This window comes from Xanthomonas theicola (assembly GCF_014236795.1).
Classification (GTDB): Bacteria; Pseudomonadota; Gammaproteobacteria; order Xanthomonadales; family Xanthomonadaceae; genus Xanthomonas_A; species Xanthomonas_A theicola.
Window position 1 is genome coordinate 3,962,519 of sequence record NZ_CP049017.1, and the last position, 17,433, is coordinate 3,979,951.

Annotated in this window: 9 protein-coding genes, 1 tRNA gene and 3 pseudogenes; 7 read left to right on the top strand and 6 right to left on the bottom strand. The window is 70.1% G+C overall.

What is annotated here, in order from left to right; genetic code table 11:
• The first annotated feature begins 243 nt into the window (after window positions 1-243).
• From recC to recD, 3 genes are read left to right on the top strand one after another with little or no spacing between them, the layout of a single operon-like run.
• Entirely contained in the window at window positions 244-3,657 is a 3,414-nt protein-coding gene (gene recC / locus G4Q83_RS18535; protein WP_185817258.1) for an exodeoxyribonuclease V subunit gamma, read from the top strand.
• The gene (gene recB / locus G4Q83_RS18540; protein ID WP_128421386.1) at window positions 3,654-7,454 is read left to right on the top strand and encodes an exodeoxyribonuclease V subunit beta; all 3,801 of its coding nucleotides are present in this window, start codon (window positions 3,654-3,656) and stop codon (window positions 7,452-7,454) included. The genes recC and recB overlap by 4 nt, the downstream gene beginning before the upstream one ends.
• Window positions 7,451-9,394 (top strand): exodeoxyribonuclease V subunit alpha, encoded by a 1,944-nt coding sequence (recD, locus tag G4Q83_RS18545; RefSeq protein WP_128421387.1) that lies wholly within the window; start codon window positions 7,451-7,453, stop codon window positions 9,392-9,394. Before recB ends, recD begins: the two co-directional genes overlap by 4 nt.
• A 170-nt stretch (window positions 9,395-9,564) precedes the next feature.
• Here the strand turns inward: recD and G4Q83_RS18550 are convergent.
• The 3 genes and pseudogenes from G4Q83_RS18550 to G4Q83_RS18560 form a co-directional block, all read right to left on the bottom strand.
• Window positions 9,565-9,684 (bottom strand): annotated as a pseudogene (locus tag G4Q83_RS18550) (IS481 family transposase); the annotation flags it as partial.
• Window positions 9,685-9,898: 214 nt separating this feature from the next.
• Window positions 9,899-10,234 carry an EF-hand domain-containing protein gene (locus G4Q83_RS18555; protein ID WP_185817259.1) on the bottom strand — a complete coding sequence of 112 codons (336 nt, stop codon included), beginning with the start codon at window positions 10,232-10,234 and terminating at the stop codon, window positions 9,899-9,901.
• A gap of 56 nt (window positions 10,235-10,290) precedes the next feature.
• Entirely contained in the window at window positions 10,291-11,487 is a 1,197-nt protein-coding gene (locus G4Q83_RS18560) for a DesA family fatty acid desaturase (protein WP_128421389.1), read from the bottom strand.
• Between the two features lie 141 nt (window positions 11,488-11,628).
• Here G4Q83_RS18560 and G4Q83_RS18565 point away from each other — a divergent pair, with 141 nt between their 5' ends.
• Window positions 11,629-12,468, top strand: a complete 840-nt coding sequence (locus G4Q83_RS18565; protein WP_128421390.1) for an ABC transporter ATP-binding protein — start codon at window positions 11,629-11,631, stop codon at window positions 12,466-12,468.
• A 204-nt stretch (window positions 12,469-12,672) separates the two neighbouring features.
• Here the strand turns inward: G4Q83_RS18565 and G4Q83_RS24300 are convergent, their stop codons facing one another.
• Both G4Q83_RS24300 and G4Q83_RS18570 read right to left on the bottom strand, forming a co-directional pair.
• Window positions 12,673-13,275, bottom strand: a complete 603-nt coding sequence (locus tag G4Q83_RS24300; protein WP_425509776.1) for a transposase — start codon at window positions 13,273-13,275, stop codon at window positions 12,673-12,675.
• 93 nt (window positions 13,276-13,368) lie between these two features.
• Window positions 13,369-14,328: pseudogene (locus tag G4Q83_RS18570) on the bottom strand (IS5 family transposase); the annotation flags it as partial.
• A gap of 113 nt (window positions 14,329-14,441) precedes the next feature.
• On the opposite strand from G4Q83_RS18570, the gene G4Q83_RS18575 reads away from it, so the two are divergent.
• A protein-coding gene (locus tag G4Q83_RS18575; protein ID WP_185817260.1) for an IS5 family transposase occupies window positions 14,442-15,240 on the top strand; the annotation gives its coding sequence in 2 pieces (ribosomal slippage) (window positions 14,442-14,713 and window positions 14,712-15,240; 801 coding nt in all).
• A gap of 178 nt (window positions 15,241-15,418) precedes the next feature.
• On the opposite strand, the gene G4Q83_RS18580 is transcribed toward G4Q83_RS18575, so the two are convergent.
• A tRNA-Arg gene (locus G4Q83_RS18580) sits at window positions 15,419-15,495 on the bottom strand.
• A 123-nt stretch (window positions 15,496-15,618) separates the two neighbouring features.
• Here G4Q83_RS18580 and ubiA point away from each other — a divergent pair.
• Window positions 15,619-16,527, top strand: coding sequence for a 4-hydroxybenzoate octaprenyltransferase (gene ubiA / locus G4Q83_RS18585; RefSeq protein ID WP_128421732.1), 909 nt, complete (start codon window positions 15,619-15,621; stop codon window positions 16,525-16,527).
• A gap of 461 nt (window positions 16,528-16,988) precedes the next feature.
• Window positions 16,989-17,369 (top strand): annotated as a pseudogene (locus G4Q83_RS18590) (ThuA domain-containing protein); the annotation flags it as partial.
• Between the last annotated feature and the right edge of the window lie 64 nt (window positions 17,370-17,433).

The following is a 17,433-nucleotide window of genomic DNA, read 5'->3' on the forward strand; positions in this document are numbered from 1 at the left end:
GGGAAGATCGTGAACACGCTCTAATCCTGCGGATGGCCGCGGTGATCCCGGCTGCGCGCCTGGCGAACCCGGGCCGAACCCCTGGCGCGACGCGACGCGGAGCATGCCGCGGCACGGCCAACAGGCCGGCCTCGGCGCATGGACGATCCGGCATCGGGCGCCCGCCCGCCGCCCTGTGCGCGGCCCGGATCCGGCCGAGCCGCGATGTCGCCTGCGGCTGCATGCGGGCACAATGCCGGCCGTATGCACGCCCCTCCCACGTCCGACTTCCGCCTGTATCCGTCCAATGCGCTGGACACCCTGGCCGCCCTGCTCGCCGAGGAACTGCGCCGGCCGGCGCCGGAGCAGCCGCTGCTGGCGCCGGAGGTGGTGTTGATCCCGCAGGTGGCGATGCGCCGCTGGCTGCAGTCCACGCTGGCCGCCGCGCATGGCGTGGCCGCCAACCTGGAATTCCTCACCCCCGGCGAGTTCGTCGCGCGCGCGCTGCAGGCCAATCTGGGTCCGGCCGACGACGATCTCGACCTGGCCACCACCCAGTGGCGGCTGTACCAGGCACTGCAGGCCGATCTCGGCAGCGACCCGGCGCTGGCGCCGCTGGCCGGCTATCTGGCCGACGGCGATGCGCTCAAGCCGTGGGCGCTGGCCGGCGAGTTGGGCGGAGTGTTCGAGAAGTACCAGGCCTGGCGCCGCGACTGGCTGCTGCGCTGGGAAGGCGGCGCCGACGCGGACGATCCGCAGGCGCGGCTGTGGCGCCGCATCGCCGGCGGCCGCCAGTACCGCGCGCGCCGCATCGGCCAGTACCTGGACCGCTTCGCGCGGCCCGACGGCCCGCTGCCGCAGGGACTGCCACGGCGGCTGTTCGCCTTCGCCGTGCTCAACGTGTCCCCGGACGTGCTGCGCGTGCTCGCCACCCAGGCGCGGGTGGGCACGCTGCACTTCTACCTGCCCACCCCGACCCAGGGCTACTGGGGCGACCTGCAGACGCTGTGGCAGCGCCGCCAGCAGAACGGGGCGACCGACCTGTTCGCCGCGCAGGTACAGGAAAACCCGCTGCTGCAGGCCTGGGGCGCGGCCGGGCGCGACTTCATGGCCCTGGTCGGCGACTACGAGGTGGTGCACCCGCTGGCCGAGATCGCGGTCTATGCCGATCCGCTGGCGTCCGGCGCCCGCCCGCTCGCCGACGATGGTCTCGGCGACAGCCTGCTGCGGCGCATGCAGAGCGACCTGTTCCAGCGGCGTGCGCCCGCCATGCCGGCGCCGCTGCCGGCCGTGGACCTGGCCGACCCGAGCCTGCAGGTGCATGCCTGCCATACCCGGTTGCGCGAATTGCAGGTGCTGCACGACCAGCTGCGCGCGCTGCTGGAGGACCCGCGCTTCGAACCGCCGCTGCAGCCGCGCGAGATCGCGGTGCTGGCGCCGGACATCGACCCGTACGTGCCGTACCTGGATGCGGTGTTCGGCGGCCACGGCAGCGACGACGCGCTGCCCTACGCCCTGGCCGACGCCAGCCCGCTGGCCAGCGAGCCGCTGGCCGAGGTGTTCCTGACCCTGCTCGGCCTGCCGCTGTCGCGCTTCGGCCTGCACGAGATCCTCGACCTGCTGGCCAGCGCGCCGATCGCCGAGGCCGCCGGCCTGGATGAGGCCGCGCTGGACCGCCTGCGCGGCTGGCTGCACGCCGCCGGCGCGCGCTGGGGCCTGGACGCGGCGCACCGCCGCCAGCACCAGGCGCCCGCCGACGACGCCTACACCTGGCGCTTCGCGCTGGACCGGCTGCTGCTCGGCCACGCCAGCGGCGCCGAGGACGACATCGCCGGCGTGGCGCCATGGCCGCAGCTGGAAGGCAGCGCGCTGCTGGCGCTGGACACGCTGCTGCGGTTGTTGCGCGTGCTGGACCATCACCAAGCCGCGCTGGCCGAGCCGACGGCCCCGGCGGACTGGCGCGAATGCCTGCTCGGCCTGCTCGATGCGCTGATCCCGCAGGCGCCGTCGGCGCCGCGCGCGCAACGCGCGCTGGAGCGGTTGCGCACCCTGATCGACCAGTTCGCCCGCGACGCGGCGCGCGCCGACTACGCCGGCAAGGTCCCGGCCGAGGTGGTGCGCGCGCATTTCGCCGCGGTGCTGGGCGAATCGGACGCACGCGCGCCGCTGCTCACCGGCGGCATCAGCTTCGGCCGCATGGTGCCGATGCGGCTGCTGCCGTTCCGCGCGATCTGCCTGCTCGGCATGAACGACGGCGACTTCCCGCGCCGCGACCCGGCCGCCGGACTCAACCGCCTCACCGCCGAACTGGGCAGCGAACGCCGCCGCCACGGCGACCGCTCCACCCGCGAGGACGACCGCTTCCTGTTCCTGCAGCTGTTCGCTTCGGCGCAGGACGTGTTCTACCTCAGCTACCTCGGCGCCGATGCGCGCGACGGCAGCGTGCGCGAGCCGTCGCTGCTGGTCAGCGAACTGCTGGCCAGCGCCGCGCAGTACCACGCCGATCCCAAGGCCATCGACACGCTCGTGGTGCGGCATCCGTCGCAACCGTTCGCCGCCGCCGCGTTCGGCGCGCTCGGCGAGGACGGCGCCGACCCGCGCCGCTTCAGCTATCGCCGGCAGTGGCGGCCGGCGGTGGACAGCCTGGCCGGGCAGCGCCAGGCGCTGGCGCCGTGGGTGGCCGCGGCCTTGCCCGCGGACGACATGGCGGTGCCGACGAGCCTGGCGATCGACGACCTGCGCCGCCTGTTCGCCGACCCGGCCGGGCAGTTCCTGCACCATCGCCTGGGCATGCGCCTGCCCGACCCGGCCGGCGAGGACAGCGACCTGGAGCCGCTGCTGGCGCCGGGCAGCGGGCTGGAACAGCACGACTTGCAGCAACAGGTGTTGGAAGCGGTGCTGAGCGGCGCCACCGACGCGCTGTACGCCCGCCTGCGCGCGCGCGCGCTGCTGCCGTCCGGCCCGCTGGGCCGGCACCTGCTCGACGAGCGCCTACGCCAGCTGCGCCCGTATGCGCAGGCGTTCGCGCAGTGGCGCGGCGACGCATCGGCGCAGTCGCCGCGGTTGCAGGTGCGGATCGACGGCATCGACGTGCACGGCCGGCTGCCCGGCCGCTACCCGAACGGCGTGGGGCGGTTGCAGGTCGGTGCCCCCGGTGGCCGCGCAGCGATCCGCCACGGCCTGGAATGGCTGCTGTTGCGCGCCGCCGGAGAACGCGTGCCGTACGTGCGCTTCTTCGAGCACGACGACGGCCTCGGCCCGCATCCGATGGACGGCGACGCGTTGCAACCGCTGCCGCAGGCGCAAGCGCAGGCGGCGCTGGCCGAGCTGTTGCGGCTGTACCGGCAGGGCCTGCAGGCGCCGCTGGCGTTCGCCCCGTACAGCAGCTGGAAGTACTACCAGGCCGCGCGCGACGACGATCTCGACAAGGCGATCAAGGACGCCGCCACGCAGTGGCGGGCCAGCTTCGGCTGGAGCGAAGCGGCGTCGCCTGAACTGCGCCTGGTCCACCGCGGCCGCGATCCGTTTGCCGATGCGCAGCGCTTCGCCGACTTCGCCGCCACCAGCCACCGGCTGTATTGCCTGCTCGAACGCGGCAGCGCCGACAGCGTGCTCGATCCGGCGCGACTGGCCGAGAGCTGGCGCCACTGGCGCGGCGCGCAGGAGGAGGCCGAATGAACGCTGCGCGCACCGACGACCCGTACCTGACCCTGCCGCTGCACGGCGTGCGCCTGATCGAGGCCAGCGCCGGCACCGGCAAGACCTTCACCCTGGCCACCCTGTTCACCCGGCTGGTGGTGGAGCGCGGACTGCGCGTCGGCCAGATCCTCGCGGTCACCTTCACCGAGGCCGCCACCCAGGAACTGCGCCGGCGCATCCGCGAGCGCCTGGCGTTGGCGGCGACGCTGGTGCCTACCGCTGCTTCTGTAGGAGCGGCTTCAGCCGCGACAGAGAGCATGGACGACCCGTCGCCCACCGGGATCGCCGACGCCTCGTCGCGGCTGAAGCCGCTCCTACAGGAAGCGCCGGACGCCGCACTCACCCGCGCCATCCTCCACGCGCATCTGGCCGCCAGCGAAGACACCCCCGCCGCCCTGCGCCGGCGCCTGCAGCAGGCGGTGGAGGAAATCGACCTCGCCGCCATCTCCACCATCCACGGCTTCTGCGCGCGGGTGCTGCGCGAACACGCGCTGGAGAGCGGCCAGACCTTCGCCGCGCCCGAATTGCTGGGCAACGACCGCGACCTGTTGGGCGAAGTCGCCGCCGACCTATGGCGCGCGCGCGGGGCCGATGCGGCGCTGGCCGAGGATCTGCTCGCACTGTGGCCGGGTGGGCCGGCGACCTTGGCCGGCGACCTGCGCGAACTGGTGCGGCATCCGCCGTTGTTGCCTGCGGCTGCGGCGCCGTCGCCCGACCCGTCCGCGGCGCGCCAGGCCGCCGCGCAGGCGCTGGTCGCGGCGCTGCGCGAGCACGGCGACCAGGCCTACGGGGCCATCGCCGCCGCATTCGACGAAAAGGTGTTCGACGGCCGCCGCGCGCGCCGCCCCAGTTTCGACAAGGCATTCGAGCAGCTGTGGCAAGGCAGCGCCGAGGCGCATTGGGTGCTGGACGGCGGCGGCCACCTCGACAAGCTGCTGCCGTCGCGCCTGCGCGCGTTCTGCAAGGACGGCGCGCACGACCGCGTGCCGTGCTCGCCGCTGTTCGACGCATTGGAGACCTGGCGGCAGACCGACCTGCAGGTGCGGCAGTGGCAGCTGCAGCGCCGCATTCGCCTGCTGCATGCGCTGCGCGACGATGCAGTGGCGCGGCTGGCCTCGCTCAAGCGCCGGCGTCGCGTGCAGACCTACGACGACCTGGTCGACGGCGTGGCCCGTGCGCTGCAGGGCCCGCAGGGCGGGGCGCTGGCGCAGCGCCTGCGCGCGCAGTACGCGATCGCGCTGGTGGACGAGTTCCAGGACACCGACGAGCGGCAGTGGTCGATCTTCTCCACCGTGTTCGGCGCCGACGCCGCAGACCGGGGCGGCGCACTGGACCCGTCGTCCGGCGGCGACGCGCCGGCGCGCTTGCTGGCCCTGATCGGCGATCCCAAACAGGCGATCTACGGTTTCCGCGGCGGCGACGTGCGCACTTATCTGGCCGCGGCGGCCACTGCCGAGCGGGCGCCGCCGCTGGGCCACAACTTCCGCTCGCGCCCCGGCGTGCTGGCGGCGATCGATGCGCTGTACGCGCAGGCCGGCTATGCCGAGGCCTTCCTCACCGATGGCATCGCCTTCCACCCGGTGCAGCCGGGCGCCAAGCGCGCGGACGCCGACCTGCAGCGCGCCGGCGCCGCCGCACCGGCGCTGACCCTGTGGCGCGCGCCGGAACCGCCGGCTTCTCCGCCGGCCGCGTCGGCAATCAAGAAGACCTCTCCCGGCAAACCCGGTTGGAACTCGGGGCGCTCGCATGCGATCTGCACCGACGCCTGTGTTGCTGCGATCCATGGGTGGTTGGCCGCCGGCGGTGCCGGCGAGGCGACTGTTCTGGGGCGTCCCGTACAGGCCGGCGACATTGCGGTGCTGGTGCGCGATCACAAACAGGCCGCCCGTATCCAACAGGCGCTGGGCGCGGTCGGCATTCCCGCGGTGGCTGCCGGCAAACAGAGCATATTTGCGACCGACCAGGCGCTGGAACTTTCGACCCTGCTGCAGGCGCTGCTCGACCCCGGCGACGACAGCCGCCTGCGCGCGGCACTGGCGACGCTGCTGATCGGCGAAGACGCCGCCGCGCTCGCCGCGCTCGAACACGACGGCGAGCGCCACCGGCGCTGGCAGCAGCAGGCCCTGGACTGGCGCGAGCGCTGGCAGCGCGGCGGGCCGCTGGCGCTGGTCGGCGACCTCGGCGCCGCGCACGCGCAACGCCTGCTCGCCCTGGCCGACGGCGAGCGCCGCCTGACCAACTACCTGCAATTGGCCGAACTGCTGCAAGAGGCCGATACCCGCGCCTTGGGACCGCATGGGCTGGTCGACTGGCTGGCGCGCCGGATCGCAGGCGCCGACCAGGACGACGAGACCCAGCAACTGCGCCTGGAATCGGATGCGCGCCGCGTGCAGATCGTCACCCTGCACAAGAGCAAGGGCCTGGAGTATCCGCTGGTGTTCCTGCCCTACGTCGGCATCGGCCGCAGCGAGCGCGGCGCCGGCCGCCACTGCGTCGTGCATGCGCCGCCGCGCGGCCGGCAACTGCACTGGAACACTTCGAAGTGGAGCGGAGGCAACGACGATCCGGCCTGGAGCGCCGCCGAGACGACATGGCAACAGGAACGGCGCGCCGAGGACGCGCGCCTGCTCTACGTCGGCTTGACCCGCGCCGAGCATGCGCTGTGGATCGCCGCCGGGCCGTTCCACCAGCACGCGCGCAGCGCGCTGGCGGCCATGGTCGGGGACCTGGATACGTTGCAGGCCGCGGCGGCGGAAGGCGCGATCGTCATCGACACCACCCCGCCGCCGGCCGACCTGCCGCGCCTGCCGTTGGCCGACGCCATCCAGGTGCCGCCGGCGCGCGTGGCGCAGCGCCACGTGGCGGCGGAGTGGTGGGTGTACAGCTTCACCCAACTGGCCAACGCCGATGCCGGCAGCGGCGCCGCCGCGATGGCCAGCGCCACCGTCGCCGGCAGCGGCGGCAGCGACGAGCCCTCCGCCAGCGAAACGATGGCGGCAGCGGTGGATATCGAAGCGTTCGACCGGCGCTTCGCCGGCAACCGCTTTGGCGTGGCGATGCACGAGGTGTTGGAGCGCTGCGATTTCGCCGCCTGGCGCGACTGGCGCCCCGGCCAGCCGGCGCCGGGCGGGCAGGCCGCGGCGATCGTCGACGCGCTGCAGCGCGGCGGCTACGCCCAGGACGAACTGGACGACGGCACCGCCATGCTCACCGGCCTGGTCGGCCACACCCTCACCGTGGCGCTGCCCGAAGGCACCTGCCTGGCCGCGGTGCCCGAGCCGCAGCGCCGCAACGAGATGGAGTTCCACTTCGCAATGCGGCCCACCCGCGTCGACGCGCTGCTGGCGCTGCTGCACCGCTTCGGGCTGGTCGGCGCGCGCCAGGCGTTCGGCGCGCGCCAGCGCCTGGAGGGCCTGATGACCGGCCTGATCGATCTCACCTACCGCCACGACGGGCGCTGGTACCTGCTCGACTACAAGTCCAACCGCCTGCCCGGCTACGACCCCGCTGCGCTGGCCCGCGCGATGGCGCACAGCGAGTACGACCTGCAGGCGCTGATCTACACCGTGGCGCTGCACCGCTGGCTGCGCTTGCGCCTGGGCGCGGGCTACGACTACGCCCGCGACGTCGGCGGCGTGCGCTACCTGTTCTGCCGCGGCCTGGACGCCACCCGCTCGCCCTCGCCGGGCATGCACGCCTGGCGCTTCGACCCGGCGCTGGTGGACGGCGTGGACGCCCTGTTCGCCGGCCGCGCGCTGCCGGAGGCGGCGGCATGACCGTGTTCGATACCCTGCAGCGCAGCGGCGCCCTGCGCAGTCTCGACCTCGCCTTCGCCCAGACCCTGCAGCGGCTGGCCCCGGACACCGGCGCCGAGGTGCTGGCCGGCGCCGCGCTGGCCTCGCTGGCCGTGGCCAGCGGCCATGCCGGCCTGGACCCGGCCCGCGCCGGCGTGCTGCTGGACACCCGCGACGGCCCCGCCCCGGCCCTGCCCGACCCGGCCGACTGGCAGCGCGCGCTGGCCGCCTCGCGCTGGGTCGCCCAGCCCGCGCCGGAAGATCCCGCCGCCGCCTGCCCGTTGGTGCTGGAACACGGCCTGCTCTACCTGCGCCGCTACCGCGAATACGAGCGCCGCCTGGCGCAGGGCCTGCGCCGGCTCGCCGCCCAGCCGCTGCCGGCCGCCGACGCCGCGCCGCTGGCGCCGCTGTTCGCCCGGCTGTTCCCGCACGCCGCCGCCGGCCACGACCGCCAGGCCCAGGCTGCCGCGCTGGCCCTGCGCCGCGCGCTGCTGCTGGTCACCGGCGGTCCCGGCACCGGCAAGACCACCACCATCGCGCGTCTGCTGCTGCTGCGCATCGCTCAGGCGCAGTCGGCCGGCACTCCCGCGCCGCGCATCGCCCTGGCCGCGCCCACCGGCCGCGCCGCCGAGCGCATGGCCGGGAGCCTGCGCAGCGCCGTGGCGCGCGCGCTCGACGACGGCGTGGACCCGGCCCTGGCCGAGGCCCTGCCGCCCGGCGCCAGCACCCTGCATCGCCTGCTCGGCGTCATCCCCGACCTGCCACGCTTCCGTCACGATGCGGACAACCCACTGGCGCTGGACCTGATCGTCGTCGACGAAGCCTCGATGGTGGACCTCCCCCTGATGTGCAGGCTGGTCGAGGCCGTCGCCGACGGCACCCAGTTGATCCTGCTCGGCGACGCCGACCAGCTGCCCTCGGTCGAGGCCGGCGACGTGCTCGCCGCCATCCTGCAGGCGGCCGGCGCGGGCGATGCCCTGCAGCCGGACGACGCCCAGGCCCTGCAGCCGCTGCTCGGCAGCGCGCCCAGCGGCAGCCGGCCCCCCGACACCCGCAGCGGCGGCCTGGCCGGCCACCGCGTGCACCTGCTGCGCGGCTACCGCCAGGCCCAGGGTTTCGCGCTCGCCCCGCTGGCCGACGCCGTGCGCGCCGGCGATGTCGAACGCAGCCTGGCCCTGCTGCGCGGCGGCGCGCTGGCCGGCGTGCACTTCCACGAAGACAGCGACGACCCCCTGCAGGCCCACCGCGACCCCCTGCTCGCGCACTGGCGCGCCCTGGCCGGCGCCGCCGACCCGGCCGCCGCCCTGCGCGACGCCGGCCGCGTGCGCCTGCTCACCGCCGTGCGCGCCGGCCCACAGGGCGCGCGCGGCCTCAACGCCCGCATCGAGCAACTGCTGACCGAGAGCGGCAGCGGCGCGTGCCGCCTCGGCGCCGCCTCGCCCTGGTTCCACGGCCGTCTGCTGCTGATTACCGAGAACAGCTACCGCCACGGCCTGTTCAACGGCGATGTCGGCATCTGCCTGCGCAGCGAAGCGAGCCCCGCTTCGGGGCGCGACGGATACGGCGCCCTCGTCGCCTGGTTCGAAGGCGAGGGCGACGGCCAGGTCCGCGGCTTCCACCCCGCCGCACTGCCCGCGCACGAGAGCGCCTTCGCCATGACCGTGCACAAGGCCCAGGGCAGCGAGTTCGACGAGGTTTGGCTGCAACTGCCCACCCGCCACGCCCGCGTGCTCAGCCGCGAGCTGGTCTATACCGGCCTCACCCGCGCCCGCTGCACCCTGCACCTGGCCGGCAGCGAGGCGGTGCTGCGCGCCGCGCTGGCGCGGCATGCGGCGCGGATTTCGGGGTTGGCGTGGCGGCTGGGGGCAGAGGCGATGCAGCCTGCCGAAGTGGTCGTGCCGGTCCAGGGTTCGCTGTTCTGATGAAGCCCAACCGGCGCGATGATGGGAGCACCTACGGCAAGACAGCCCCGACGCTTGAATGGGCGGCGATGGCCGGAGCGAAGACGCTTCCTCCGCTTCAGTTGCTCCAAATTTTCGAATAACTGCCGCTGGCGGCGCGCGGTGGAGAAAGCAACGGGACTAAGAGCCTTGTCGCATCCCGGCCGATCATCTGGCCGCTTATGGAACAGGATTGGATGCTCCTGGTACCCGTTCTTCATGGCCTGCACAGGCGTTTTGCTGCCCAGCGCCGACTGCGGCAATGGGTGGTTGCGCGGTTCTCATGCGCGCTCGCATCGCCGCTCGCTGCCATCGTCGGCCAGGGGCCAGGAGGGCCGATCGCGAACGATCGGGTTGGAACTGGACGCAATTCATTGCCATGATCCGGCCTGTGCACGGGAACTTGCCGCCAAGGCGCAGCGTCGCAGGCGCATGTTCCTGCGACCGGGCGGAAGTCGCGCGCCAATCGGGAATCGGTTTGCGGCTTCACCGCGGCGGCGCCGCCAATTCTTTGGCGCTGAGGTAGCCGTCGCCATCGCTGTCCTGCTTGCGGAAACGCGCGGTCAAGGCGGCCTGGTGCTGCGCGCGGGTGATCGGCTTGCCGCGGCCGCCCGGGAGCTCGGCAGCGCTGAGCACGCCGTCATGATCGGCGTCGCGGGCGTCGAAGGCGTAGCTCATCCACGCCAAGTATTCGTCCAGGCCGACGCGGCCGTCGCCGTCGCGGTCCATGCGTTGCAGATAGCTCCCCGCGGTATCGACGACTTGCACACTGGCCGCGGCGATCGCGCCGCTCGGCGCGGCCAGCATGACCAGCGCTGCCATGAACGCCGAACGCCGCACGAGGCGGCGTTCGCGAAGCGGCTGCGGGAAGCCGCAGGTCATGCCAGGGCGTAGCCCTTCAGGCGCGCGGCGTAGGCCTGCAGGGCGGCGATGCCGCTGGCCTCGGCGTCGTGGCACCAGGCCTGCAGTTGCTTCATGCGTTCGCTGGCGTCGTGGCTGCGCGCTTCCAGCAGTGCGGCCAGGCGCGCGCGGTGCTCGACCAGGGTGCGCAGGCGCGGGCGCTGCGCGACCCAGTGCTGCAGCTGTTCGCGCGCATCCGGCTTGAGCCAGCGGCCGTCGTCCACCAGGCCCTTGCGCAGGCGCCGCGGCAGCCGCTTGCGCAGCTTGGCGCCGGCCTGCGCGGCTTCTTCCTTCAGCGCCGGGGCGAACACGTTGCGCTGGTAGTCGGTCATCGCCTGAAAGCGGTGCGAGAGCAGCGCGCGCAGGGTGTCGGCATCGGGCACGGCGATGTTCGGGCGCACGTCCAGGGTCGGCGCCACGCGCAGGACCTTGGCCAGGCGCAGCGCGGCCAGCCCACGGATCGCCACCCAGCCGACGTCCAGCTCCCAGCGCCGCATCGAGAAGCGCGCCGAACTGGGAAAAGCGTGGTGGTTGTTGTGCAGTTCTTCGCCGCCGATCCACAGCGCCCAGGGGGTCAGGTTGGTCGAGGTGTCGGCCGACTCGAAGTTACGGTAGCCCCACCAGTGGCCGAGGCCGTTGACCACGCCGGCAGCCCAGAACGGGATCCAGGCCATCTGCAGCGCCCACAGCGCGATGCCGGGCAAGCCGAACAGCAGGAAATCGACCGCCAGCAGCGTTGCCGGACCCCAGTTCGCGTGCGGGGTGTACAGGCGCCGCTCGATCCAGTCGTCCGGAGCGCCCTTGCCGTACTGCTCGATGTCGCCGCGCACGGCGCGCGCCTCGCGGTACAGCTCCACGCCGCGCCAGAACACGCGGCCGATGCCCTTGGTCTGCGGGCTGTGCGGGTCGTCCTCGGTCTCCACCTTGGCGTGGTGCTTGCGATGGATCGCCACCCACTCCTTGGTGATCATCGAGGTGGTGAACCAGGTCCAGAAGCGAAAGAAGTGCGACAGCAACGGATGGAAATCGACACCGCGGTGCGCCTGGCTGCGGTGCAGGTACAGGGTCACTGCGAAGATGGTCAGCTGGGTGAACACCAGCAGCACCGCCACCATGCCCCACCAGCCGACGTCGAGCAGGCCGAAGCGGAGGAAATCGAGGATCGCGTCGGACATTGCCAGAACTCCGGGCCGGTAAAGGCGTGCGCCAATTTGTACGGGAAGACATGATGGGGGCAGTGGCGGCAAACTTCACCCATCGCCTGCGCACGGTATTCAGCCGCTGCGCGCTCTCGATCACAAAACGGTTTCACTTCCATGTCCGTCGCCGTACCCGATGCAACCTCCGTGCCAGCGGACGCGCCGCTGATCGAACTGGACCGCGCCAGCGTGGTGCGCAGCCAGGTGCGCGTGCTGCACGAACTGAGCCTGCGCATCGCGCTCGGCCAGCACACCGCGATCCTCGGCCCGAACGGCTGCGGCAAGTCCTCGTTCATCAAGCTGATCACGCGCGAGCTGTATCCGCTGGCGCGCGCCGGCGAAGAGGCCCCGGTGCGGGTGCTGGGACACAGCCGCTGGCAGGTGGACCGGCTGCGCAACCAGCTGGGCATCGTCACCGGAGACCTCAGCGTCAATCTCGCCGACATGCCCGGGCTGGACGTGGAGCGCGCGGTGCTGTCCGGCTTCTTCGCCAGCTATGTGGTGCCGCCGCATCGCGAGGTGAGCGAAGCCATGCGCGATCGCGCGCGCGAGGCGCTGCAGCTGGCGCAGGCGTTGCCGCTGCTGCAGCGGCCCTATGCCGAGCTGTCCGCAGGCGAGACCCGGCGCGTGCTGATCGCACGTGCGCTGGTCAACCGGCCGCAGGCGCTGCTGCTGGACGAACCAAGCACCGGGCTGGACCTGATCGCGCGCCAGCACCTGCTGACCACGATGCGCGGACTCGCCCGCCAGGGCATCACCCTGGTGCTGGCGACCCACCACATCGAGGAGATCGTGCCCGAGATCGAGCGGGTGATCCTGCTGCGTGGCGGCCACGTGTACGCCGACGGCGGACGTGCGGAGCTGCTGGCCGATGCGCCGCTGTCGGCGGTGTTCGGCGGTCCGGTGCGGGTGCGCCGCGATGGCGCGATCTACAGCGCGAGCGCCGCGGCGGAGTGACGCGCGGGGATGAGCATCATGGTGTCGGGCGTTGGCAGGTGCGCGTATGAACGCGCTGATCCGCCGAAGAGCCAAGTGGGTGCAGGCACCCGGCGCCATGGACATTTCGTGCCATGAGGGCTGGAGCACCAATGCATGCCCATTGGCGAAGGAAGCAGAAGGAGCGCCTGCCCTAGCGTAGGGTTTCACAAGTACCATCTAAAATTAATCCTCTAATGCCCGTGCTGCACGGGCGACCGAGGTGAGGATATTTTCGGCTTTCTTATGCCACCGAAATGGCTTGGGGTTCTGGTTGTACGTTTCCAAATAGTGCTCAATCGACGCTTCCAGGTCCTTGACGCTGATGTGCGCTTGCCGCTTTATCCACTTCTCGCTCAACGTTGCGAAAAAGCACTCCACCAAATTCAACCAAGACGCCGAAGTCGGCGTGAAATGAATGTTGTAGCGCGGCCGAGCGGCGAGCCACGCCCTGACCTTGTCGGTCTTGTGCGTCGCGTAATTGTCCATGATGAGGTGAATCGGCATGTCGGCAGGCACTGACGCATCGATCTCTTTCAGAAACTGCTCGGCACGGGCAATGTCAAGGACGGCGTCAATCCCGGCATCAAGATCATCGACTTCTCCGAGGTTCCCTCCGACATCTTGCCGGTAGTTGTGGGCTTGGTCGGGCGATTGATCTACCAGATCCAGTTCTGGAGCAGTCCGGGTGAAGACGGCGATGCGCGGCACCCCATCGTGATCGTTTGCGAGGAGGCCCAACTGTACTTGCCTAGGGAAGGTCTGAACAACGTTCCAGACCACATACATTCCGGCATCTTGAACGCCAGGAACGCGTAAAGCGGGTTTGTCGGACGAGGTTTTGCGCTTTTCTGGCGACGTATCCCGCGCCAGGCAGCATTCCCCCCTGGCCGGCAGCAACTGCCGGCGCGCCATCCATCGATTGGAGAGCGCAAACAACGTCAGCACCTGCGCCGTGTTCTTGGCTAGGCCCCGATAGCGGACCTTGGTGTAACCGAACTGGCGTTTGATCACCCGGAATGGATGCTCCACCTTCGCGCGTACGCTGGCCTTGAAGTGTTCCCAACGCGTTTGCCGGGCACGCTCGCGTTGATTGCCGATGGCTTGGATCGTCGAGGGTCTGGCGGCAATGAAGAATGCTGCCTTGCAGTTTTGCAGTTCGTCGCGTTTGTCCGCACCGCTATCGCCGCTATCGCCGAACACGCTGTCTTCTTTGCCATGCAGCAAGGCGTGCGTCACCGTGACATCGGCGACATTGGCGGCCGTGCAACGGACCTGGTGCACCAACCCGGAAAACGCATCCACGCCGATGTGCGCCTTCATCCCGAAATACCACTGATTGCCCTTCTTGGTCTGATGCATCTCAGGGTCACGCGCATGGTCGGCATTCTTGGTCGAACTGGGTGCGGCGATCAGCGTCGCATCGACAATCGTGCCCGACCGCAGGCTCTGGCCCTTGCGCGCCAGATGCGCGTTGACCGCTGCCAACATCCGCGCGGCGAGGCCATCGGTTTCCAGCAGGCGGCGAAAGTTAAGAATCGTGGTCTCCTCGGGAACGTTGTCCAAGCCACCGAGCTGGGCAAAACGACGCAAGCTCGGGATCTCGTGCAACGCTTCTTCCATCGCCGGATCGCTCAACGCATACCACTGCTGCAACAGATGAATCCGCAACATCGTCGCCAATGCGTACGGCGGCCGACCTGGACGCCCCGACACCGGATAGTGCGGTGCGATCAGCCCCAGCAATTGCTTCCATGGGACGACCTGCTCCATCTCGGCAAGGAAGATCTCACGGCGCCCCCGCTTACGCTTGCCCAGGCCCTCAGCATCACCAAACGTCAGTTGCGTGGCCCATCCCTCTACGTGAGCGAATAGTGTCGCTCATCTGCGGTGTGTTGTTCAGACCTTCCTTAGAACCTGTTCACGATCTTTCCCGGGTAGTGCAAACTCTGCGGATGCGCACAAAGACGTATCCGAGTGACATGAGCCGGGAGCGGTTCGAGCAGATCCGCCCCATTCTGGAGCAGGCGTGCAAGCGTACCAAGCCACGGACCGTGGATCTGTACGACGTGTGGTGCGCGGTGCTGTACCTGCTGCGCACCGGCTGTCAGTGGCCAGCGCTGCCCAGCGACTTCCCGAAGTGGCGCACCGTGCACTGCTACTTTGCCAAGTGGAGCGAACCAGACGATGAAGGAGTGAGCCTGGTGGAGCGGGCGCTCAAAAAATCAGGTTGGCGCGGCCCGCCAGAGACAGGGGCGCAACGCTTGCAGCACGTTCTTGATCGTGGACGCACAGAGCGTGAAGAACACGGACACGGCCGGCCAGAAGGGTTATGACGCGGGCAAGAAGGTCTTGGGGATCAAGCGTCGCATCGCCGTCGATACCCAAGGCCTGCCGCATGCGGTCGCGGTGACGAGGGCGGAAGTGACCGACCGCAAAGGCGCGCTCCAATCCCTGGATCGTTGCAAGCCGAACCTGGGACACGTGCAAAGCCTGTTGTGCGATAGCGGCTATACCGCAGAACCATTCGCCGAAGGCGTACGAGAGATCCTGGGCAAGCAAGTCACGGTGCAGATCGCCAAACGCAGCGAACTGCACACCTTCAAGGTCATGCCCAAGGGCTGGATCGTCGAACGCAGCTTTGCGTGGCTGGAAAAGAACCGAAGGTTATGGAAGAACTGCGAGCGTAAGCTCAACACCAGCTTGCAGTTCATCCACCTGGCATGCCTGACACTACTACTCAAAAGATCGTGAACAGGTTCTTAGGGGCATGGGGGCATCTCGACTTCGGCGCACGTGGAATGCCCCCATCTATGCCCCAACAGTGCTGGATTTCAATGGGTCGCCCCGGACTTCAGCGGATGCCAACAACGAAAAACCCCAGATTTCTCGAGGGTTCTTGGACATCCCGGGACAAGCCTGGAACTTGAATTGGTGCGCCCGGAGGGATTCGAACCCCCGACCAATGGCTTCGGAAGCCACTACTCTATCCGGCTGAGCTACGGGCGCAACGGACGCGCAGTCTAACTGCAAACCGCGCGCCGCGTCTCCCCCATGCCGGCAGCGTGGTGCCACGGGCATGCCGGCCACGCCGCGCTGCCGCCGGGCAGGCCCGGCTGCTACCCTTGCCCGATGGGTGACGAACGCTACGAGACGCCTGCCGTGCTGCCGCTGCCCGCGCGCCTGGGCCAGTACTGGAAATTGCTGCGCGGCGACCGTCCGATCGGTGCGCTGCTGCTGCTGTGGCCGACTTGGTGGGCACTGTGGCTGGCCGCCGACGGCGTCCCGCCGCTGTGGACCCTGCTCGTGTTCACCGCCGGGGTCTGGCTGACCCGCTCAGCCGGCTGCGTGATCAACGACTATGCCGACCGCTGGCTGGACCCGCAGGTTGAACGCACCCGCGGGCGGCCGCTGGTCACCGGCGCGGTCAGCGGCCGCGAGGCGCTGGCGGTGTTCACGCTGCTGATGCTCGCCGCCTTCGCGCTGGTGGCGACTATGAACCCGCTGACCATCGGCCTGAGCGTGGTCGGGCTGTTCCTGGCCGCCAGCTACCCCTATCTGAAGCGCTACACCTACCTGCCGCAGGTCTATCTCGGCATGGCCTTCGGCTGGGGCATCCCGATGGCGTTCGCGGCGATCCGCGGCGAGGTGCCGGCGCTGGGCTGGCTGCTGTACGCGGCCAACATCCTGTGGGCCACCGCCTACGACACCTGGTATGCGATGGTCGATCGCGAGGACGACCTGCGCGCCGGCGCCAGGTCCACCGCGATCCTGTTCGGCGACCTGGACCTGGTCGCGCAGGGCATCCTGTACGCGCTGATGTTCGTTGCTCTGGCCTTCGTCGGCCTCCGCGGCGCACTGGGGCCCTGGTACTGGGCTGGGCTGGGCGTGGCCGCGCTGCTGGTCGCCTACGAATTCCGCATCGTGCGGACCCGCGAACGTGCGCCCTGCTTCCGCGCCTTTCTGCACAACAATTGGGTCGGCCTGGCGATCTTCGCCGGCATCGCCGCGGCGCAGGCGCTGCGCGCGACGACATCCTGACGCCGGCAATCGCGCGATTGGCAACGGACACGGGCAACGCCATCGCCACTCGAAGGCCACGTCTCCATGCGAAGGTCCGCCAGCAGCCATGCAACGGTCCGGCGCGGTCGCGACCTGCCACGCGGTGCAACGGCCGCAGGCCCCTTTAGCAGGCTGCTGAAATACTTATTTCCGGGGTGAATTTGATACTTTTCCCGCCCAAAATGACGCACGTCAAACGAAAGATCAACCTGATTAGCCCTGATTCTCAGCCAGCTTTCAGGCATGGGCCGCTTGCGGTGCGACTCGTCCGAAGCTTCCTATCGTTTCAACCTCAACCTCAGGCTTTGCCTGCGCGAAGTGCTGGCGCGACTTTCCGCAGCCGTGATGCGCTTCCAGCCTGGACTGTGGCCTGTTCTGCGAGGGGCTCGCCATTGCAGCGGCTTGAGGGTCAGGGCTAATCAGGTGACCCGATCCACCTAATGCCGGAACTGAACACACGTACGAATCGGTGTCCAGGTCGCTGCCGATCACCCGCGCGCTACCGCTGGCGTCGAGCGGGGTGGTTCGGCCGCGCATTCCGTCCCCATCCGTATCCGCAGACCGCGATGGTCGACGTGGTCGAGCGCAACTTCCGCGCCTCCGCCAGCCTGGCGCAGCGTGGAAGTGATCAAACGGGTGGTACAAGTACGATCGCCTACTGCGACCACCTGGTCACGCTGACGACGGTGGACGAGTCCAGCCACGATCCCACACTGATCCGGCCCGGCCAGATCGCCAAGGGCATGGGCAAGAAGCATCCCGTGGCCTGGTACCACCATTTCGAAGGCGCCCACGTATTCGCCACCGCGCTCGGCCACCAGGCCGAGGCCGACAACGATCCGCGTTATCTCGAGCACCTGTATGGCGGCATCTACTGGGCGGCCA